The organism is Caballeronia sp. NCF2, from assembly GCF_023631205.1.
GTDB classification, from domain to species: domain Bacteria; phylum Pseudomonadota; class Gammaproteobacteria; order Burkholderiales; family Burkholderiaceae; genus Caballeronia; species Caballeronia zhejiangensis.
In genome coordinates this window covers 49,173-68,461 of the sequence record NZ_JALQDN010000087.1, presented here as the reverse complement: position 1 = coordinate 68,461, position 19,289 = coordinate 49,173, and the positions used below count along the sequence as shown (strand labels likewise).

General features: G+C 60.6%; 18 protein-coding genes. 7 read left to right on the top strand and 11 right to left on the bottom strand.

The window, feature by feature from the left end; translation table 11 throughout:
- Positions 1 to 97: 97 nt before the first annotated feature.
- From NCS02_RS32595 to NCS02_RS32570, 6 genes are read right to left on the bottom strand one after another with little or no spacing between them, the layout of a single operon-like run.
- A complete protein-coding gene (locus tag NCS02_RS32595; protein ID WP_250523572.1) occupies positions 98 to 1,102 on the bottom strand; it encodes a dipeptidase in 1,005 nt (334 codons plus the stop codon).
- A 53-nt stretch (positions 1,103 to 1,155) separates the two neighbouring features.
- Entirely contained in the window at positions 1,156 to 1,911 is a 756-nt protein-coding gene (locus tag NCS02_RS32590; protein ID WP_250523617.1) for an ABC transporter ATP-binding protein, read from the bottom strand.
- A complete protein-coding gene (locus tag NCS02_RS32585; protein ID WP_250523571.1) occupies positions 1,908 to 2,735 on the bottom strand; it encodes an ABC transporter ATP-binding protein in 828 nt (275 codons plus the stop codon). The genes NCS02_RS32590 and NCS02_RS32585 overlap by 4 nt, the downstream gene beginning before the upstream one ends.
- A 3-nt stretch (positions 2,736 to 2,738) precedes the next feature.
- Positions 2,739 to 3,662 carry an ABC transporter permease gene (locus NCS02_RS32580; protein ID WP_250523570.1) on the bottom strand — a complete coding sequence of 308 codons (924 nt, stop codon included), beginning with the start codon at positions 3,660 to 3,662 and terminating at the stop codon, positions 2,739 to 2,741.
- Positions 3,663 to 3,675: 13 nt separating this feature from the next.
- The gene (locus NCS02_RS32575; protein ID WP_250523569.1) at positions 3,676 to 4,719 is read right to left on the bottom strand and encodes an ABC transporter permease; all 1,044 of its coding nucleotides are present in this window, start codon (positions 4,717 to 4,719) and stop codon (positions 3,676 to 3,678) included.
- Entirely contained in the window at positions 4,716 to 6,311 is a 1,596-nt protein-coding gene (locus NCS02_RS32570) for an ABC transporter substrate-binding protein (protein WP_250523616.1), read from the bottom strand. Before NCS02_RS32570 ends, NCS02_RS32575 begins: the two co-directional genes overlap by 4 nt.
- A 1,027-nt stretch (positions 6,312 to 7,338) precedes the next feature.
- On the opposite strand from NCS02_RS32570, the gene NCS02_RS32565 reads away from it, so the two are divergent.
- From NCS02_RS32565 to NCS02_RS32535, 7 genes are all read left to right on the top strand, one after another.
- Positions 7,339 to 7,539 carry a hypothetical protein gene (locus tag NCS02_RS32565; RefSeq protein ID WP_250523568.1) on the top strand — a complete coding sequence of 67 codons (201 nt, stop codon included), beginning with the start codon at positions 7,339 to 7,341 and terminating at the stop codon, positions 7,537 to 7,539.
- A gap of 137 nt (positions 7,540 to 7,676) precedes the next feature.
- On the top strand, positions 7,677 to 7,934 hold the full coding sequence (locus NCS02_RS32560; RefSeq protein ID WP_250523567.1) for a hypothetical protein: 258 nt from the start codon (positions 7,677 to 7,679) through the stop codon (positions 7,932 to 7,934).
- Between the two features lie 458 nt (positions 7,935 to 8,392).
- Positions 8,393 to 9,262, top strand: a complete 870-nt coding sequence (locus tag NCS02_RS32555; RefSeq protein ID WP_250523566.1) for a diguanylate cyclase family protein — start codon at positions 8,393 to 8,395, stop codon at positions 9,260 to 9,262.
- Positions 9,263 to 9,360: 98 nt separating this feature from the next.
- Positions 9,361 to 10,710, top strand: coding sequence for an EAL domain-containing protein (locus NCS02_RS32550; protein WP_250523615.1), 1,350 nt, complete (start codon positions 9,361 to 9,363; stop codon positions 10,708 to 10,710).
- A 6-nt stretch (positions 10,711 to 10,716) separates the two neighbouring features.
- The gene (locus NCS02_RS32545; protein ID WP_250523565.1) at positions 10,717 to 11,454 is read left to right on the top strand and encodes an iron-containing redox enzyme family protein; all 738 of its coding nucleotides are present in this window, start codon (positions 10,717 to 10,719) and stop codon (positions 11,452 to 11,454) included.
- 124 nt (positions 11,455 to 11,578) lie between these two features.
- Positions 11,579 to 12,310, top strand: coding sequence for an OmpW/AlkL family protein (locus NCS02_RS32540; RefSeq protein WP_502800918.1), 732 nt, complete (start codon positions 11,579 to 11,581; stop codon positions 12,308 to 12,310).
- A gap of 46 nt (positions 12,311 to 12,356) precedes the next feature.
- On the top strand, positions 12,357 to 12,602 hold the full coding sequence (locus tag NCS02_RS32535; protein WP_250523563.1) for a nucleotidyl cyclase domain-containing protein: 246 nt from the start codon (positions 12,357 to 12,359) through the stop codon (positions 12,600 to 12,602).
- 323 nt (positions 12,603 to 12,925) lie between these two features.
- On the opposite strand, the gene NCS02_RS32530 is transcribed toward NCS02_RS32535, so the two are convergent.
- From NCS02_RS32530 to NCS02_RS32510, 5 genes are all read right to left on the bottom strand, one after another.
- The gene (locus tag NCS02_RS32530; RefSeq protein ID WP_244808696.1) at positions 12,926 to 13,432 is read right to left on the bottom strand and encodes a RidA family protein; all 507 of its coding nucleotides are present in this window, start codon (positions 13,430 to 13,432) and stop codon (positions 12,926 to 12,928) included.
- Entirely contained in the window at positions 13,429 to 15,729 is a 2,301-nt protein-coding gene (locus NCS02_RS32525) for an NADP-dependent malic enzyme (RefSeq protein ID WP_250523562.1), read from the bottom strand. The genes NCS02_RS32530 and NCS02_RS32525 overlap by 4 nt, the downstream gene beginning before the upstream one ends.
- A gap of 62 nt (positions 15,730 to 15,791) precedes the next feature.
- A complete protein-coding gene (locus tag NCS02_RS32520) occupies positions 15,792 to 17,165 on the bottom strand; it encodes an MFS transporter (RefSeq protein WP_244808698.1) in 1,374 nt (457 codons plus the stop codon).
- A gap of 150 nt (positions 17,166 to 17,315) precedes the next feature.
- Positions 17,316 to 17,948 carry a pyridoxamine 5'-phosphate oxidase family protein gene (locus tag NCS02_RS32515; protein ID WP_244808699.1) on the bottom strand — a complete coding sequence of 211 codons (633 nt, stop codon included), beginning with the start codon at positions 17,946 to 17,948 and terminating at the stop codon, positions 17,316 to 17,318.
- A gap of 12 nt (positions 17,949 to 17,960) precedes the next feature.
- Positions 17,961 to 19,289, bottom strand: coding sequence for an adenylosuccinate synthetase (locus tag NCS02_RS32510; protein WP_244808700.1), 1,329 nt, complete (start codon positions 19,287 to 19,289; stop codon positions 17,961 to 17,963).

Here is a 19,289-nt window from a genome sequence, read left to right as displayed (position 1 = left end):
GGAAAGACAAAAGCGTCCCCGCGTCCCGGCTACGGGACGTTCCATTCATCGCTCAGTGGTGTAAATCAGTGAGGCGAGCGATCGCTCGCCTGCGGGCTCACTTCCAGACAGCCCTCGCAACGCGCAGGTGATTTCCGCCCGCGATCGCGGCGATGGCATCCAACGGATAGCCGTGGTCCAGCATCATCTGGACGAGCGAGGGCAGGCGCTCCGGTTCGACCATCGGCGCGGGCGTCGGGTAGCCGCGTGACGGCGGAAAAAGGTCGGGACGAGATTTGTAGTGATGCACGAGCTGGTCGAGATCGAACACGTAGTCGAAGCCGATGCCGACGTGCTCCGGACCGACGAGTTGTACCATGTGATCGAGATGCCGGAAGATCGCCTCATTGCGGCTGTCAAGCTGGCCCTCTGCGTCCTTGCCCACGAACCGGGCAATGCCGTTCAATCCGACCACGCCGCCCGATTGCGCGCACGCCTTGATGAGGTGATCGGGAATATTGCGCGGCTGCTCATACACCGCGTAGGAGTTCGAATGCGAAAAGATGACCGGACCCGCAACGTGATCGATCACCTGCTCGGCCGTCTTCCAGCCCGTATGGGAACAGCACGGCACCATGCCCACGCGGCTCATCTCGTCTAGCACGTTGCGTCCGAAATCGGTCAGACCGCTATCGTCGTCGAGACAGCCGCCGCCTACTGAATTGTTGCGGTTATAGGCAATTAGCATCCAGCGCACGCCGAGGTCGTAGTAGAGCGCGACCATGCTCAGCTGATCGCCCAGCGTGCCCGCGCCTTCAAGGTCGAAACAGATTCCGAGTTTCGCTTCTGCCTTGGCGCGCAGCACGTCATCTACGGTGTTCACGAGCAGGAACCGGTCTTCATGCCGCCGGACCCAATTGCGGAAATGCGCGAGCGTGCTGAAGATTTCCTGAATCGTGTTCAGATCCATGCCGATGTTGAGTGAAACCACCGAATAGCCCGACTGGCGATAACGTTCCAGTTGGGGCAGAAAGCGGTCGTCCGCGCGAAGGGGCATGCAGGCGTGATTCTCCCAAGCGATCGCCTGGTCTAGGATCTTGCCCGCAGGGGTGTCGAGTAACATGCTTAACAGCCTTGTCAGAAATGCGCTTTCGCATAGGCACGAAAGGCGGGAACTCAATCGACGGATTGAGCAAACGGGTCTTCGATGTCGTCGCTGAGGGCTCGCAACCGTTGAGTGTATGCGCTCTTGATCTGGTTGGCGCGCAGCGCTTCGGCTGACAGGCACTCGACGAGTTCGCCGCCCTGCATCACGCCGATCCGGCCGCAGAGATGCGCCACCGCCGCCAGATTGTGGCCGACCATGATGTACGTGAGGCCGCGCGACTCGCGAAGGTCGCCCAGGAGGTTAAGCACTTCTGCCTGAATGGAGACGTCCAATGCGCTGGTCGGCTCGTCGAGCAATAGCACTTTAGGTTCAGCAATCAGCGCACGCGCGATCGCCACCCGTTGACGCTGACCACCGGACAACTGGTGCGGATAGCGAAAACGCGTCGACAGCGGCAGCGCGACTTCGGTGAGCGCGCGAGCCACGCGGCTTTCCGCGTTGGGGATGCCATGAACGGCAAGCGGCTCGCTTAGCGCCCGATCGATCGTCTGGCGCGGATGCAGCGAACCATACGGGTCTTGAAATACCATCTGGACATCGCGAAAGAACGATTTCGGGCGCTTGCGCGAAATGGGCACGCCATTGAAATGCACAGTGCCGAGCCAGTCCGCGTTCAATCCTGCCAGCGCGCGCAGCACAGTCGACTTGCCCGAGCCACTCTCGCCAACAAGCCCAAATGCCTGCCCTTCCTGCACCGCGAACGACACTGCTTTCACAGCCTCGAACGCACCAAAGCGGATGGTAAGGTCATTCACTTCGATCATGCGGTCCATGCGGCGCTCCTTTCCAGCGTATTCAAGCGCGCTCGCGGCCGCGACAGTGACGGGAGACAGGCGAGCAGCCCGCGCGTGTAGGGATGACTTGCACGCGTCAGTTCGCTCGCCTTCAGTTCCTCAAGGACCTTGCCCGAGTACATCACGAGCACGCGATCGCAGAAGCGCGACACAAGCGGCAGGTCATGACTGATCAGCAGGAGCGACATGCCGCGCGTCGCGACGAGTCCTTCGAGCAGGCGCAGAATCTCCGCCTGCACAGAGACGTCAAGGGCGCTCGTCGGTTCGTCGGCGATAAGCAGTTCGGGATCGGGTGCAAGCATCATCGCGATCATCACGCGCTGGCCCATTCCGCCCGAGAGCTCGGTCGGATACGCCAAGGCGACGCGGCGCGGATCGCGGATCTTCACCTGGTCTAGCAGATCGAGCGCGGCCTCCACCGCTTCCCGGCGTCCGCCCCCGCGATGCGCGCGCCAGGTCTCGGCGATCTGCGCGCCGACCGTTATGACTGGATTGAGCGAATACTTCGGGTCTTGCATGATGAGCCCCGCGCGGCGGCCGCGGATGCGGCGCATGTCGGGCTCGCTCGCGCGCAGGATGTCGATGTCGTCGAAGTCTAGCCGGTCGGCAGACAGCGTGGCGCGGCTCGGCAGAAGCTTGAGGATCGAGCGCGCGGTCAGCGATTTGCCGGATCCCGATTCGCCCACGATGCCGAGCTTTTCCCGCCCGATCCGGAACGACACGCCCTTGACGGCGTCGACGCTGCCGCGCGGACCCGAAAATGATACCTTGAGGTTGTCTACGTTGATCTCCATGGATCACTCCGACTTCGGATCGAAGACGTCGCGCAGACCGTCTCCGAGAAGATTGAACGCAAGGGACGCGGTGAAGATCGCGATCCCGGGAATGGTCGGCACCCACCATTGCTGAAGGATGAATCCGCGGGTGCTGGCGATCATCGCGCCCCACTCCGGAGACGGCGCCTGCGCGCCCATGCCAAGAAAGCCAAGCCCCGCCGCCGTCAGCACAATGCCGCTGATGTCGAGGGCCACCCGGACGATGACTGACGACACACACAGCGGCATCACATGACGCAGGATGATGCGCACCGGCGAGGCGCCGGTCAGCCGGATCGCCGAGATGAAGTCCGCGTGACGGATGGCGAGCGTTTCGGCCCGGGCGAGACGGGCATAAGGCGGCCAAGCCGTCAGGGCAATGGCGAACACGACGCTCGTCAGGCCTGGCTTGAGGGCAGCGACGAAAGCGAGCGCCAGCACGAGCTTGGGAAACGCGAGAAAAACATCGGTCACGCGCATCAAAATGCGGTCCGTCCAGCCGCCCGCGAAACCCGCTATGGTGCCCATCAACATGCCGCCCGGGGCGACGATGGCCACGATTAGCACAGCCATGCCGAGGGTAATGCGTGCGCCGTATAACAGCCGACTGAAGAGATCGCGCCCGAGCTGGTCGGTCCCGAACCAGTGTGCTGCGGACGGCGCCGCGAGCCGCTGCGCCAGATCCTGCGCGTTAGGATCGTGGGTTGCCAGTTGCGGCGCGAAGATGCCGAGCGCGAATAGGACCAGCAGTACGGTCAGCCCGGTCATCGCGAGCCAGTTGCGGCGGAATTGCAGCCAGCCACGATACGCCGCGCCGATTGCCGCCTGGCGGCGGGACTGCGGCGTGTCCGAGAGTACCCACTCGCGTAAGCGGCCCGTGCCGCCGTCGGTGATATGTGCGTTCATCTAGCCGTCTCCTTCACTTTTGTTTGACACGCGGATCCAGCATCCGGTAACCGACGTCAGCGATGAAGTTCAGCGTGACGTAGACCGTTCCGATTACGATCGTCGCGCCCAAGACTGCATTCATGTCGGCATTGAGCAGCGACCGCGTCAAATACTGTCCGAGGCCCGGCCATGCAAAGACCGTCTCGGTCAGCACGGCGCCTTCGAGCAGACCGGCGTAGGCCAGTGCAATCACGACCAGCAGGCGTCCCGAGACATTGGCGAACGCGTGTCGCCACAGGACCCGCATCGGCGAGAGACCCTTAGCGCGTGCGGTGATCAAGAACTCGCCCGCTAGGGCGTCGAGCATCAGGGTCCGCGTCATTCGGACGATCATCGACATGCTGACGAAGGCGAGCATCAGCGCGGGCATAGCGAGGTGGGCGAGCGCGTCGCGAAACACGTCCCACTGACCGTCCAAGGCGGCATCGATCACAAGCGCGCCGGTCCGCGCGGGTACCATGCCGAGATAACCGATGTCCTGCTGGCCGACGCCGGGCGCCATATCGAGCTTCACGTAGAAGATCACCAGGCAGAGCAGCGCCTGAACAAAGACCGGCGTCGACTGCCCGGTAATACTGATGAAACGGATCGCGGAGTCGAGCCGGGAGCCCGCGCGCGCCGCGGCGAGCACGCCGAGCGGTACGCCCAGCAGCACCGCAATGCAAATCGCCGTGGTCGCGAGCTCCATCGTCGCAGGGAAGAAATGCAGAACATCCCCGAGCACTGATTGCCCGGTCATCACAGACGTGCCGAAGTCGCCGTGCGACAGGTGCTGCAGATAGATCCAGAACTGCTCGGTCAGCGGCTTATCGAGCCCGAGTTCCAGACGCACCCGCGCGACCACATCGGGTGCGGCCCGATCGCCGACGATGGCGAGGACGGGATCGACGGGCATAGCGCGGCCGATGACGAAGGTCACCAGCAGCAGGCCGAACAAAGTCGCGAAAACCGCTACCAGTCCCGATGCCGAATTCCTAAATCCGGAGCCGATTCGGCTTGTGTTCAACGTGCTCATAATTTCTCTACTCCGGCATATCGGGTGTAGGCGTCGATCGGTCCCATTTCCAGCCCGCTCACGCTGGAGCGGGTCACCGCGACGTCGCGCTTCTGCAGCAGAAAGGCCATCGGCGCCACGTCCCAGAAGTCCTTTTGCATTTGCTGATACATCGCCACGCGCTTCGCGGGATCGAGTTCGCGGTTGGCGGCGAGCGCGGCTGCGGTCAGCTTCGCATCGACGAAGTGGTTGTTCCAGGCACCGTTCTTGATTTTCGTCGTGTCGCTGTCGTCGGTGTTCGGCACGAAATACGAAGCGAACGAACTGGCGTCGATGTGGTCAGCACCAAAGCGCCCGATCTGCATTTGATGCTGCCGCGCCCGCCGCTTCGCGAGCACCTGTGCGTAGTCGCCGGCGAGCAGCTGAAGACGAATGCCGACCTGCGCGAGATCCGCCTGCATCGCCTGGGCGATATCGGGAAACGGCCATACGTTAGGGTGATCGAAGGTAACGTCGAGACCTTCGGGATAGCCCGCCGCTGCGAGCAGTGCACGAGCCTTCGACGGATCCTTACGGAACGGCTGAACGGCTAACGCCCCCGGTGTTCCGCGCGGCACGAACGACTGCCATTTGCTCCACAGCCCGGGAGTTACATTCGCCGCGATCGCATCGTAGTCAATGGCCCACTTGACCGCCTGCAACACCTCTTTCTTCTGGAAGATCGGGTGTGCCATGTTCATCTGTACATAGATGAGAACGAGCGAATCGGTCGGTATTACCTTGATGGACTTGTCGCCTGCCAGCGCCTTGAGTTCGTCCGAACCGAGCGTGCGCGCGATATCGAGATCGCCTTTCTTCAGCAGCAGCGATTCGGTTGCCGGCTCGCCCATGTGCCAGATTACGAGGCGCGGCAGCTTGGGTTGCACCGACGCGTTCGGATTGGCTTCGAGAATGATATGCGCGGCAGGCTGCCAGTCGACTAGCCGGAACGATCCAGCGCCCGCCGAGTGTCTGCGCAGCCACAGGTTGCCCATGTCGCCGTTCACGTCGTGCCGGGCCACCACCGTCTTTTCGACGATACCGGAAACCGTTGTGGAAAGCGTCGCGAGCACAAGTCCGCCGGCGCGGGGCTCGGGCAACATCAACGTCACCGTGTGAGCATCCGTGGTCCGGATCACGCTTTCGACATTGCCGGCGTTCAATCCTAGCTGCGTCAGTAGGAAGCTCGGCGACTTATTCATCTTCACCGCGCGCTGTAGGCTGTAGACGACGTCCGCGCCCGTAACCGGCTCGCCGCTGCCAAATTTCGCGTCACGCCGCAAATTGAAGCGATACGTGTGCCCGTCACCACCGATTTCCCACGACTCTGCAAGATCTCCCGTGAGCTTGTCGGGCGTGGCGCCGTCGTACATCAAGAGGGTTCGATAAAGGTTCGGCAGAACGTCCGAACTGGCATCGTAGGCTTCCGCAGGATCGAAGCCGTTGACGATGCCGTCGATGGCCTTGCCGAGCACGGTGACTCTGGGCGGTGTTGCGCCAGCAGGCAACGTATGAAGCATCGACGCTGGAACTAACGCGGCGCTAGCCGCAAGAAACCGTCGACGTGTGACCATCAAGGTGTCTCCTAACACGTTCTAAGTTCAGGGCCGCACATAGACCGGTATGCGAAGCGCGGGAATTTGCCAAGTGTATTCCCTACAAAGTTTGATCTTGCCAAGTCGTGGTTCCGCTTATGATCCTCATCGCTTTCCGCGATCGTGACACCGCACGCGAACGCGCCCCCTCGTCCCGCCCTAACACCATGAGCTTCCTCTTAGGTCGTGGCGAAAACGTCTTATTCGAACTTTCGGCCTGTTCGACGACCGCTGCGGCTGCGGCTGCGGCTGCGGCTGCGGAAGCGTGCGGAGACGGCCGACCGAGAAGCCGGTCGTAAATATGAACGCTCGCAAGCGGTGCTGGACCTGACTGAGCGGCAAATGGGCGGCTCGAGCGCGCTGAGATTTCATGTCACGACGGCGCGGCAACGAGATAAGAAGGAGATGTTCGGACGTCGGCCCCGGGCGCGACCCGATCACAATTTAAGGGAACCCGAACCGCACGTTGCCACCTGTGGTCAGGTCCGGCATCGTGTTGGCGAGCGTTCAGCGCGCGAGACAACGGCTACTAAGATAACTACCAGTCTCGTAACCTTTGCGTTCGCTCGCAAAACTGCAAAGCTCGTAGCCAAGCGAATGCAGCCATGCCTTTTTGGATGTCCCGATGTCTTCTGCGTAGCATGTGTAGGTACCCCGGTGACCACAATGGTGGGTCGCCCAATTTGACGCTTGGATTAGCGTGTACGAGAGATTCCGGAATCGGTGTCCGCCTGCTGGTGCCTGCTTCGCGCAAAAAAAGACATCTGTTTTTTGAACATTAACCGAGCGACCACCAAGGCGCGTCGATTTCAGCAGGTGTCTCGCCCAAAGTGGAACCGGTTCTCGTCGGCGAAGATGAGGCGGTCTTCAGCCCCTTTGCGCTCGCTAGTCTTCGGGTCGCGCGCCTTGCTAAGCTGTTGTCGGAGTTCGATTCAAAGTGGATTCGCCCATCGCAGCCGCAACGATCGCCCGCGCGAGCATCCCATCACGTTAAGACGATTTCTTCATGCGTTTCGACGGCCGTGGGAACGATACCGTTCTCGGTGGCACCGCCGCCCTGAAAGCCGAGTTGCTAGGCTTTCCAGTTGACAACTCCGGTTTCTTCATCGACGACTTTGGCAGCATGCGCCAACCGATTGAAGCACTCCGCGTCTGCGGCGGACGTGGTGTTCTCGCGAACTGGCTCGAGAATCAAACGGTACGATAACGCGGACTTGTGGGCGGCTTTGGCATCCAACATCAAGACGTCTGGACCATCTTCAGAGACTCGCTTCCCTGAGCCAGATGATTGAGCGCGTCGGTCGAGGTGCTCAGGAAATTCAGTGACGTGCCGATAAACTGGCAATGGAAGCCAGAGCTAAATTCCCTACGAGTTCAAGCGAGCTGCGATCGACGGACGCCGAACTTGCGCATCTGCGCAACATGATCGCGATGGCCGTCCGGAATCGTGAGGCCGCTCTCCCGCTTAACTATTGGCGCGTTCGCGTTTCGGCGATTCTGGCGACGAGCCATCTCCTGCCGGCGCAACTACGCATTGCCTCGGCCCTTCTTGCTCAGATCGACTTGGTCACAAGCACGCGCGACATTTCCAGCGGACGTTGAAGAAACCCGACCTCGCATAGCAAGTGCCCCTTTGCTTTGCGAATGGATCATACGTGCGAGACGGGGTCGTTCGTGGAAACCTCAATGTCGTTCTCGACGCGCGGCATAAATTCCGCACAATCGTTCTTTAACGGGGTGCGAAGTATTCCTCCCGCGCGGCGCACTCTGCAACGCTGCGAAGGCCTCCGGATGCAGATTAGATGCCTCATGCGATAAAAACAACACTTCGCACTCTTTCCTATTACAAACGCTTTTTAGCACGTTCTTCGCAGGTACTATTCGACGCTCAAGATTTCGAGTAGAGCCTCAAGTTCATATTCCTCATGCCGTTATAAATCGAAGCGACAGGCTTCACCGCAAAGGACGACCGTTCGGAATGGTTCTGACGGCACCTTTATCGGTGTCCTGCGCGTCGCGACAAAATGAGACCCGCCACAGTAGCGACGAGCCTCTCGATCATGTCGTCCGTGCGCGCCTATATCGGGGGTGAGAGCACCTGGTCCAAAGGCCAGAAAGACGCGGTCTTCTATCTCATCCGCTATGCACAGACCGGCGATGAAGAGGCCTTTCGTCAGTATGGGAGCGCCATCGCTTATCCGCTCAACCTGAAGCGTGCCCGACTTGCGCTCGAAGGTGCCAAACCCGATCTCGGTACAGCCCGGCAAGCACTACTCGAGAGCGGCGTCGACTCCGCTGATGCCAGCTCGGTCATCTGGGTCTTCCGCACCTTCCGCCGCGCCAGCTACTTCGAACATGCGGTGACCTACTGGACACGCGGCGACGCGCTTGTTGATCAGCTCGTCGCGACCGCTCACAAACTGCGCGTCGCCAAATCCGCCGGCGCACCCGGCCAATTGGAAGTCGAACTGCTGACGGGCGAGATCTGGAACGTCAATTCCGCGATTACACCCGTTTCGCGCGCGTTCGCCGACGTACTGGGCTCCGCATTCCGAAAAACGGCGTTGTTGCTTTTCGGCATCAACGTCGTCGTCGCGGCACTTCTTGTCTCGTTGTCCGTGTGGTACGCCCGCCGCTTCATTACGGCGCGACTCGCCTCGGAGCTCGCGTTGAGGCGAAGCGAGGCGCGCGCAAAAGCCACCCTCGGCTCGATCGGGGAAGCCGTCGTCTCTGTCGGGCCAACGGGCCTCGTCGAGTTCATTAACCCGGCTGCTGAGCGCCTCTTTTGTCGTGAAGCCGGCAGTTGCGTGAAGCACAAGTTGACCGCGATTGTCTCCATCGCACGCGAATGGGACCGGCGTCCCGTTGATCCAATGAACAGGCGCTGCGCGGCACCGAGCCTTGGGACCCGACCACGGACCTGGTACTGACGAACCAAAAGGGCACGGAGACCGTGGTACAGGCAATCACGTCTGTTGTCCACGATACGTCCGATACGATCACGGGCGCGGTGTTGCTCTTACGCAATATGACCCGTGAGCGTGAATACGTCTCGAATCTGTCGTGGCAGGCATCGCACGATGGATTGACGGGCTTGCTCAATCGGACGGAGTTCGAGCGGCGCCTGTCCGCGTCGCTCGACGCGCAATTGGGCATAGCGCGCGCGCAGCAGTCCAGCATGCTCATGATGCTCGACCTCGACCAGTTCAAAGTGGTCAATGACACCTACGGACACGCAGCGGGCGACACGATGCTTCGCGAGGTGGCCGCCCTCTTCAAGCGATGTCTTCGCGACGAGGATTCGCTCGCGCGCTTAGGCGGCGACGAATTCGCCGCGCTCATGACCGAATGCGACGAGCAAACCGCGATGAACGTCGCCGAGCGCCTAAGACAAGAAGTGGCCGCGTTCAAGTGGTCATGCGAAACACACACGTTGTCGACGAGCGTGAGCATCGGCCACGTCGATCTGCGCGGCCTCAACATGGAAACGGCGATGCGCTTCGGCGATATCGCCTGCTACCTCGCCAAAGAGCGGGGGCGCGACCGGGTGCACCTTGCCTCGCGCGGCGACAAGGAACTCACGCGCCATGCGAGCGCGATGTCGTGGTGCGGTCACATCAAGGACGCGCTGGCGAACAATCGCTTCTGCCTCTACGCGCAGGAGATCCGCGCGATCCAACCAGCGGACAGCAACGACGCATCCAAGCAGCATCCGCGCCATGTGGAACTGCTGCTGCGCATGGTCGGCGAAGGCGGCAAGATCGTATCGCCCCTGTCCTTTCTACCTGCGGCCGAGCGGTACGGACTAATGTCCGCGATCGACCGCTGGGTTGTGCGCGCCGTGTTCACGACGCTCGCCAAGATAGGCAATGCCGAGGGCGTGCAATACGCGATCAATCTGTCTGGTGCCTCGATCGGCGACGAACGCTTTCTCCAATTTCTGACCGAACAGTTTGAACTCAGCCCCATCGCCCCTGAGTCCATCTGCTTCGAGGTGACCGAAACCACTGCGACTGCCAATCTCACGGCCGCCGCGCGTTTCATCCGCACGTTGAAGAAGCGCGGCTGCAAGTTTTCGCTCGACGACTTCGGCGCGGGCATGTCTTCGTTTGGCTATCTGAAGCACCTGCCGGTCGATTACATCAAGATCGACGGCGGATTCATCAAGGACATGCTCAAGGATGCCGTTAGCAAGGACATGGTGGCAGCGATCAACGACATCGGCCATTCGATGGGGCGTCTGACCATCGCGGAATACGTCGAGAACGAAGCGATCCTGCGCGCGCTGAGCGCGATGGGTGTGGATTTCGTTCAGGGATTCCATGTGGGCCGACCGGCCCTCTGGGCGCAAAACGTTGAATTTCTTGCAATGACGTAGGAGGAGATGTTGGATCCCACTTTTCAGCGGGTTGGCGACTTTAAGCACATCGCCAGCTATCCGGCCTGGTTGGGCGACGTGCTCAACGAAACCAGCGAGACCAAGCAAACTGTCATCGGCCATCCCATCTTTGCCGCGATGCGTGAAGCGCAGCTCACCTCGCGACAGGCCGAAGCGTTCCTCGTCAACGGCTGGCCGGTCGTCGAGCAATTTCCGCAGTACATGGCGATGAATCTGCAGAAGCTGCGCTATGGTCATTCGCGCGGCGAGGATCTGGCGCGGCGCTATCTGACCCGCAACATCCGCGTCGAGCAAAACCACGCCGATTATTGGGTGGACTGGGCAGCTGCGCATGACGTCAACAAGCGCGCACTGATGAAAGGCAGCGGTCCGTCCCTCGCTTACGCGCTCTCGCACTGGTGCTGGAAGAGCAGCAGCGGCGATCCGCTGGCCGCGAGCATCGCCGCGACCAACTTTGCGATCGAAGGGGTCACCGGCGAGTGGTCGATGCTTGTTTGCAGCAGCGACACGTACGCGAACAGCTTTCCGACGTCGATGCGCCGCAAGGCCATGCGCTGGCTCAGCCTGCACGCGCACTACGACGACGCGCACCCGTGGGAAGCACTCGAGATCGTCGCGACGCTGCTCGGCAACGCGCCCGGCGTGGACGAGGTGCACGCGGTGAAGCGCAGTATCGAAATGAGCTACGAGTATTTCAAGGTGAGTCTCGACTGCTGCCTGTAGAGACTGCCGGTTCACCTGCTTTCCCCTGTTGCGCGTTCATCGCCCTCGGACCCCGGTGCTCAGGCGATGCGGAGGCGCTCGCTGTCACCCATTGAAATCTGAAATAAGAAGAGAAGAAATGAAGCTGAAACACATTGCATGCGCGGCGCTCTCAGCCATGAGCATCGCGGCCGTGACAAGCGCACATGCGCAGTCGGCCGGCGATATCCAGGTCAGTGCCGGCTGGATGCACTTCGCGCCGCAGGATTCGAGTGGCCCCTTCAAGATCACCGCGCTCGGTCAGACGGTCACGAAACAAGGCGCAAGCGCGTCGGTAAGCGATGCAGATACATTTGGACTGACCCTGCAGTATTTCGTCACCGACCACATTGCGGTCGAAGCCGTGACGGGCGTACCGCCGAAGTTTCATCTCAACGGCGAGGGCACGCTGAGGCCGCTGGGCGAACTGGGTACGGCTCGCGAGTGGAGCCCGACGCTACTGCTCAAGTACTATTTCCTTAGCGCGCAGAGCAAGTTTCGCCCTTATGTCGGTGCGGGCGCCTCGTATGTGTGGTTCTCTGACGTCAAGCTGAGCCAGCAAATGGCCAACGGCGCGTTCCTCTATTCGCCGCAAACCGGCACCGCGCTGACGGGCCCGACTAGCGTGCATATCGGCAGCTCGTTCGCGCCGGTTCTGAACGCTGGGCTTTCATACAACTTCAGTAAGCACTGGTCTGCGGCATTCTCCGTGTCGTACATGTGGCTATCCGCACGCGCGACGCTCACGACGAACTCCGCCGTCGGGCAGGTCAAGAGCGAATCCAAGCTGAAATTGGATCCGATCGTGACGTTTTTATCGGTCGGCTATACGTTTTGAGTCGACCCATGCAGGCCGATCGGCGGCGGATCTCGCTGCGGACATTGTGAGAGCGCTGGAAGGCGATCTTCGCGTGAGCGGGAGACAGGTGGTTGTGGGCGCAAGTGTCGGCATCAGCGAGTTTCCACAAGACAGCGTCTGCGCGCGCGCTTTACTTCTCAATGCAGACATCGCCATGTATGTCGCGAAGCCGAAAGGGCGCGGCTTCTGGCAACGCTACAATGACCTGCCCGACGAGCAGCGTGTCAAGACCGCGCACGAAAACAAGATTGCTAACAAAAATTCGTTTTAGGCTGTTCGACGCTGGGAAAACCCACGTGCAAATCGGCGCGGCACTGACAAAAGACCGGACCAGTCACGCAAGTTGGCCTGCCCCGAGCAGCAACTCGGCCTTTGCGGTCATTCGAGCATCAAACTTTGGCAGGCGGCTGACCGCCGCTTTCCGGCCGTTCGCACGTTAGCCTGTCGCGAATGACCTGCCACGCCGTCCGCCAATGCGAACTCGCGACCCAACGCGGTCACCCGACGAGAATCAATGCTAATGTCTCGAATCGGATATCTTCCGTCGTCCGGCATCAGTGACATCTGAAAATTTTCGTCGTTGTGGAATAGGCTTCAGCGAGAATCCGGCGAAAATTGAAGCGGCTTTCCTCGCGGTGAGGTTTTCAGTCCGACGACGGCACGCAAGATCACGGGTTGACCTCCACGCAATGATACGCATCCGAAAACCGAACGCGCGTGTATTCCCGCCTCACCAAGGACGTCAACGAGAACATCTGAAGCACCGTCGAGTACCTTCGCATGTTCTTCAAACAAAGCGTCCGCATTGACGAAGCCCTGTATGTCGAGTACTTGTTGCACGCGCTCGAGCGATCCAAGTTCTTCGCACAGCGTCAGCAGTAGCTCGAGAGCCGCGTCACGTGCGAATGCGATCCCGTCATCGAGCGACAGCGTTTGCCCTAAACGGCCCTTGGGCATCTTGCCGTCGACGGATCTACCCGCGGATTTACCCGAGACGAAGACAAGATCTCCCCACCGTGTGATGTTTTTATAGTTCCCTTTCGGCCTTTGCGCCAAGCGATCGCCTCCGATCAGTCGATGTAGTCTGTCATCTGCACTCATGGCGCTCCCTTGGTCTTTGCGTATGCACCGATCAATGCCGTCATATTGACGATCCGCCGCACCGTTGCCGACGCCGTCAGCACGTGAACCGGCTTCGCCGCGCCGAGCAGGATCGGCCCGATGGCGATGTTGTTGCCCGCCGCCGTCTTCAGCAGGTTATACGAGATGTTCGCCGCGTCGATGTTCGGCAGGATCAGCAGGTTCGCGTCGCCTTCGAGCGTTGATTCCGGCAGCACCTCCTTGCGCAGACGCGCATCGAGCGCGACGTCGCCGTGCATTTCGCCGTCCACGTCGAGATCAGGCGCGCGCTCCTTCAGAATTGCCAGCACGTTGCGCATTTTCTGCGCGGTCGGCGCGTTGCTCGTGCCGAAGTTCGAATGCGACAGCAGCGCGATCTTCGGCACGATGCCGAAGCGCTTCACTTCCTCCGCCGCCATGATGGTGATTTCGGCGAGCTGCTCGGGCGTCGGATCGACGTTCACGTGCGTATCGACGATGAAAATCTGACGGCCCGGCAACACGAGCGCGTTCATCGCCGCATACACCTTCGCGCCTTCCTTCCTGCCGATCACCTGATCGATGAAGTGCAGATGACGATGCGTGGTGCTGACCGTGCCGCAGATCATGCCGTCCGCTTCGCCCTTCTTGACGAGCATGGAGCCGATGAGCGTCGTGCGGCGGCGCATTTCGAGCTTCGCCATCTGCTGGCTGATGCCCTCGCGCGCCATCATCGAGTAATAGGTTTGCCAGAAGTCGCGGTAGCGCTCGTCGTGATCCGTATCGACGACGGTGAAGTCCACGCCCGGCGTCAGGCGCAGGCCGAATTTGTGAATGCGCTGTTCGATGACAGCCGGGCGGCCGATCAGAATCGGCTTCGCGATCTTCTCGTCGACAGCGATCTGCACCGCGCGCAGCACGCGCTCCCCTTCGCCTTCCGCGAACACGATGCGCTTCTTCTCCGGCTCGACGCTACGCGCGAGCTGGAACACGGGCTTCATCGTCGTGCCGCTGTGATACACGAACTGCTGCAGATGCTGCTCGTAGGCGTCTATGTCCTCGATCGGACGCGTCGCCACGCCGGACTCCATCGCTGCCTTCGCCACGGCCGGGGCGATCTTCACGATGAGACGCGGGTCGAACGGCTTCGGAATCAGATATTCCGGACCGAACGAAAGATCCTGAATGCCGTATGCCGTCGCGACGATATCGCTTTGCTCCTGACGCGCCAGTTCGGCGATTGCGTTGACCGCCGCGATCTCCATCTCCTTCGTGATCGTGGTCGCGCCTGCGTCGAGCGCGCCGCGGAAGATGAACGGGAAGCAGAGGACGTTGTTGACCTGATTCGGATAGTCCGTGCGGCCGGTCGCGAGCACCGCGTCCGGGCGCACTTCGAGCGCGAGTTCCGGCAGGATTTCGGGCGTCGGATTGGCGAGCGCGAGAATCAGCGGCTTCGCGGCCATGCCCTTCACCATGTCCTGCTTCAGCACGCCGCCTGCCGAGAGGCCGAGGAACACGTCGGCGCCTTCCATCACTTCGGCCAGCGTGCGCGCGCTCGTTTCGCGCGCGAAGAGTTCCTTGTCCGGATCCATCAGTTCCGTGCGGCCCTTGTAGACGACGCCGGCCAGGTCCGTCACGAAAATGTTCTCGCGCTTCATGCCGAGATCGACGAGCAGATTCAGACATGCCAACGCCGCCGCGCCCGCGCCGGAAGCGACCAGCTTCACTTCGCCGATATTCTTGCCGGCCACTTTCAGCCCGTTCGTGATCGCCGCCGCGACGACGACAGCCGTGCCGTGCTGATCGTCGTGGAAGACGGGAATTTTCATGCGCTTGCGGCATTCGCGCTCGACGATGAAGCAGTCCGGCGCCTTGATGTCTTCCAGATTGATGCCGCCGAAGGTCGGCTCGAGCGCGGCGATCACGTCGACGAGCTTGTGCGGATCGCTTTCGTTCAGCTCGATATCGAACACGTCGATGCCGGCGAACTCCTTGAACAGCACGGCTTTGCCTTCCATCACCGGCTTCGACGCGAGCGGCCCGATGTTGCCGAGACCCAGCACGGCCGTGCCATTGCTCACGACGCCCACGAGATTGCTGCGCGCGGTGAAACGCGCGGCGTTCAGCGGATCTTCGACGATCGCTTCACAGGCGCTGGCGACGCCGGGTGTATAGGCCAATGCTAGATCGCGCGGCGTCAGCATCGACTTGGTCGACGCTATCTCGATCTTCCCCGGAGTTGGAAATTCGTGATAGTTGAGCGCCTCGGCAGCAAGCGCGGCTCGTTTGTCTTGGGTCATATGGGTCGGTTGGCGTGGTTCTTTGACACAATGTTGATAAAAACGTCCTGACGTTTATCACGTCACTCCGACACGGCTTCGAGCACTTCGCCGCGTGTCTCGACGCCGAATCGCAGTACAACGAGCGATGCGATAGCGAAGCACGTTGCTCCGAAAATGAATACCCCGCCTTGCTGTACGACGGGCAAGAGCCAGCCGATGAGCGTAGGCCCGAGCAATGCGCCGATCCGTCCGCAGAACGACGCGAACCCGCAACCCGTTGCTCGAGCACGCGACGGATAGAGTTCGGGGGTATAAGCGTAGAGCACGGCCCACATGCCGAAGGCGAAGAACTGCATTCCGCCACCCGTTATGATCAATCCCGCTGAGGACGCACCCCATTGCGCTGCATGACCGAAGACATAGGTCATGATCGCCCCACCGAGCAAGGTTGCGACACACGTCGCTTTTCTGCCCAAGTGTTCGACGGCCCACGCAGCGGTCAGGAAACCCGGGATGCCGCCCAACGAGATGTACACCGTGAACAGCACGGACTTTGTCACCGCAGAACCAGATGCCTGAAGCAACGCTCCGAGCCACGTGTTCAGTCCGTAAAAGCCCAACAGCGCAAAAAACCAGAGCACGCCGACCATCATGGTCCGCTGACGATAGGCGCAGGACCAAAGCACCTTCAGACCGCGCGCTTCATGATGACGGGCGTCCACCGAAAGCGTGACCGGCGGAAGCGTGTCGATCTTCAGTTTGCTCATTACCGTCTGTTCGATACTTGAGACGATCTCCTCGGCTTCTTCATGACGTCGCTGCGATTCGAGCCAGCGCGGAGATTCCGGCACGCTGCGGCGGATGACGAACAAAAACAAGGCGGGAATCGATTCGATGAGGAACAACATTCTCCAGTTGTGCGATTGGAGCACCACGTAGGACAGCAAGCCCGCGCACACAAACGCGATTGGCCAGTTTCCGTCCATGAGCGCGAGGTACTTACCGCGGCTCTTCGCCGGAATGAACTCAGACAGGAGCGTCTGAGCAAGCGGCAACTCCATGCCCATGCCGATGCCCAGCAGCACGCGGTAAATGCCCAGTTCGGTCGCGTCACTCGCGGTGTAGCACAGCAAACTTCCTATTCCCCACACGACCATACTGATCTGGAACACCGGCTTACGTCCGAAACGATCGGCTAGCATTCCCGAGCAGACGGCACCGCAGGCCATCCCTACGAATCCTGCACTGCCCAGCAGGCCGGCTTGCGCAGGCGACAAACCGAACTCCGACTTGATTGAACCCAGAACGAACGTCATGGTGGCGAGGTCGACGTTGTCAAAGAAAAACGCAAGCGAAATGATCATAAATAGCCAGCGGTGGTAACCGCAAACCGGCAGTCTTTCGAGCCGGTCTGCCACGCCAAAGCATGTGACGTCGACATTGCCCATCTTCATTCGAGTTTCTCCTCGGTGACTTCCTGTACGTGTATTTGCCGAATTACTTCCCTGCGGCATGACCACTATCAGTCGTCAAAAGAAGGCAGGCGCGTTAGAAAATGTCGTCGATGGTCGCGCTTACGCCAAGTTATGCTGCCGCGCAACGCGCTATGCGTCGCCCTGATTCCGTTTTGCAAATCGATTGGGATCAAACGCGTCGGGAGCGAGGCCGGACATAGTCGCGCCTGCGGCAAACGGGTAGCGAACATACGGAGCCGGGGGCTGACCAGGCGGAGAATATTGACCGTCGGCGAGAATGCGCTTCTTTGCCGTCATCTCAATTACGGCGCAACGAATCACAATGATTTGGTTGGCCGCGCCCTGTTCGATTGGAGAATAGTCTTTCTCTGGGCGAAACTTGTCTAGCGCCTGATTCTGGTGGCGAATAACGGCTTCCGTGTTGTGATCGATGGACGCGTGGCAACGGGCGATTACGCTGTAATACTCGAGACTCGTATTCTGTCCTTTGGGCGCCTTGAGCAAGGAAACAGGTCTGTCCACTTCGATGGTGATGTGTCCGTTCTCGCGCAGCTTCTGGGCGAAGCTACCAAAACGAGAGCAGTGAATAAGAAATGCATCGCCCGTAAAGGTGAAGCTCTGCGCGAGCACGTACGGAAAAGGCTTGTCGTGTACAGCGACTCGACAAATGAGTTCGTCTTTCAGGAAAGCGAGAATCGATGGCCAGTCTGTCCATGCGAGATCGCTTCGACGCATTTGAACGTTAAGGAAGGATGGGGTCATTGTCTATGTGGTTCATTGAAAGCAGATGATGTCGTCTCGGGCCGGACCTGTGCCTATGCCTGCGATACGGCTTCCGGTGCGTCGCTCGATATGCGCGATCAGACCGCGCAGCGAAGGGGGCAAACTCTCATTCAACGGTCCCGCGAAGGAAGGGAACCAGCGAAGCGACGTTTCATCGAACACCGGAATGGCGCCCGACGCCTTATTGGGGAACAGGGCGAGGCTGTCGCACTTGTTGAGATAGATCTCGTCTACGGCGTGACGGCTTACCGCGTCGGCAAGCTGCGAAACGTCTAGTGCGCCGATGCGCCGGGGCCGCCCGCTGCCCGTGCCGTATTCGTCCGTCAGCATCCGCAGCGCGATGCCAAGCTCGAACGGATCGCCGGATGCAAGAAGCGCACGCGGATCGAACCTCGCGCGTTCGGCTTCGCGCCCGGTCCCCTCCTTGGCGGCCCGAGCACAGTAGGACGCAGACGCCATGCCACCGAATTCTGAGGGAAACGGCCCCGCACCCACGCGCGACACGATCGCTTTCGCCACGCCGATCGTCTTGCGGTGAAAGTGGCACGAGAGATCGCCACCGACGTAGGCGAAGGATGCACTCGTATGGCTCGACGTGACATAAGGCTGATCGCCTAGCGACACGTCGAGTTGCAACGACTGCGCGCCCTCGAAAAGCACGCGCTTGCCCGCTCTCACCAGTCGCGTCAGGAATAGGTCGTCCATCGTCACGAAAGGCAAGATGCGCGTCCACGCCGCCCGAAGTCGATGGAAGGTGGCGGCGACATCGGCCTCATGCGCTTTGGAGCAAGGTGCCGACAGGCGGTCGTACGCTGCCATCTGTCCGAAGGCGAGGTCGAGGTTCTTGTGCAAATCGCGAAGTTGAACGACGGTACGGCATTTGGAGCGCATTCTGAGCGCGAGATCTGCATAGCACGGACCGATGCCGTTTCCTGTCGTTCCGATGTCCGATCCGTGTAGCACGTCCATGCGTACATGAACGGGTTGGACGACGATGCAACGGCCGCTGATGAGCAACCGTCCGTCGAGCGTCAGGCCGGCGCGTTCGAGGCCGTCAATCTCGCCGGCCAGCTTCTCGAGGTTCACCGCGCAGCCCGAGCCGATATAGAGCAGCTTGTCAGGGTGAAATGCGCCCGATGGCACTTGCGCTAGCTTCGCGCTTCCCAGCGGCGTACGGACCGTATGCCCCGCGTTGGCACCGCCGTTGAACCGAGCAATGATGTCGTAGGCGTGAGCCAGATGGTCGATGATCTTGGCCTTGCCTTCATCACCATACTGAAGGCCGACGAGAACGTCCGCGTAACCGCGCGTCATAGTCAT

What these genes read in the sequence shown, in the direction of transcription:
- NCS02_RS32525 (WP_250523562.1), bottom strand. Translation starts at nt 15,729, where the DNA reads ATGACCCAAGACAAACGAGCCGCGCTTGCTGCCGAGGCGCTCAACTAT.
- NCS02_RS32580 (WP_250523570.1), bottom strand. Translation starts at nt 3,662, where the DNA reads ATGAACGCACATATCACCGACGGCGGCACGGGCCGCTTACGCGAGTGG.
- NCS02_RS32565 (WP_250523568.1), top strand. Translation starts at nt 7,339, where the DNA reads ATGCGTTTCGACGGCCGTGGGAACGATACCGTTCTCGGTGGCACCGCC.
- NCS02_RS32570 (WP_250523616.1), bottom strand. Translation starts at nt 6,311, where the DNA reads ATGGTCACACGTCGACGGTTTCTTGCGGCTAGCGCCGCGTTAGTTCCA.
- NCS02_RS32575 (WP_250523569.1), bottom strand. Translation starts at nt 4,719, where the DNA reads ATGAGCACGTTGAACACAAGCCGAATCGGCTCCGGATTTAGGAATTCG.
- NCS02_RS32555 (WP_250523566.1), top strand. Translation starts at nt 8,393, where the DNA reads ATGTCGTCCGTGCGCGCCTATATCGGGGGTGAGAGCACCTGGTCCAAA.
- NCS02_RS32590 (WP_250523617.1), bottom strand. Translation starts at nt 1,911, where the DNA reads ATGATCGAAGTGAATGACCTTACCATCCGCTTTGGTGCGTTCGAGGCT.
- NCS02_RS32560 (WP_250523567.1), top strand. Translation starts at nt 7,677, where the DNA reads ATGGAAGCCAGAGCTAAATTCCCTACGAGTTCAAGCGAGCTGCGATCG.
- NCS02_RS32585 (WP_250523571.1), bottom strand. Translation starts at nt 2,735, where the DNA reads ATGGAGATCAACGTAGACAACCTCAAGGTATCATTTTCGGGTCCGCGC.
- NCS02_RS32520 (WP_244808698.1), bottom strand. Translation starts at nt 17,165, where the DNA reads ATGAAGATGGGCAATGTCGACGTCACATGCTTTGGCGTGGCAGACCGG.
- NCS02_RS32530 (WP_244808696.1), bottom strand. Translation starts at nt 13,432, where the DNA reads ATGAGTGCAGATGACAGACTACATCGACTGATCGGAGGCGATCGCTTG.
- NCS02_RS32515 (WP_244808699.1), bottom strand. Translation starts at nt 17,948, where the DNA reads ATGACCCCATCCTTCCTTAACGTTCAAATGCGTCGAAGCGATCTCGCA.
- NCS02_RS32595 (WP_250523572.1), bottom strand. Translation starts at nt 1,102, where the DNA reads ATGTTACTCGACACCCCTGCGGGCAAGATCCTAGACCAGGCGATCGCT.
- NCS02_RS32550 (WP_250523615.1), top strand. Translation starts at nt 9,361, where the DNA reads ATGACCCGTGAGCGTGAATACGTCTCGAATCTGTCGTGGCAGGCATCG.
- NCS02_RS32545 (WP_250523565.1), top strand. Translation starts at nt 10,717, where the DNA reads ATGTTGGATCCCACTTTTCAGCGGGTTGGCGACTTTAAGCACATCGCC.
- NCS02_RS32510 (WP_244808700.1), bottom strand. Translation starts at nt 19,289, where the DNA reads ATGACTATGACGCGCGGTTACGCGGACGTTCTCGTCGGCCTTCAGTAT.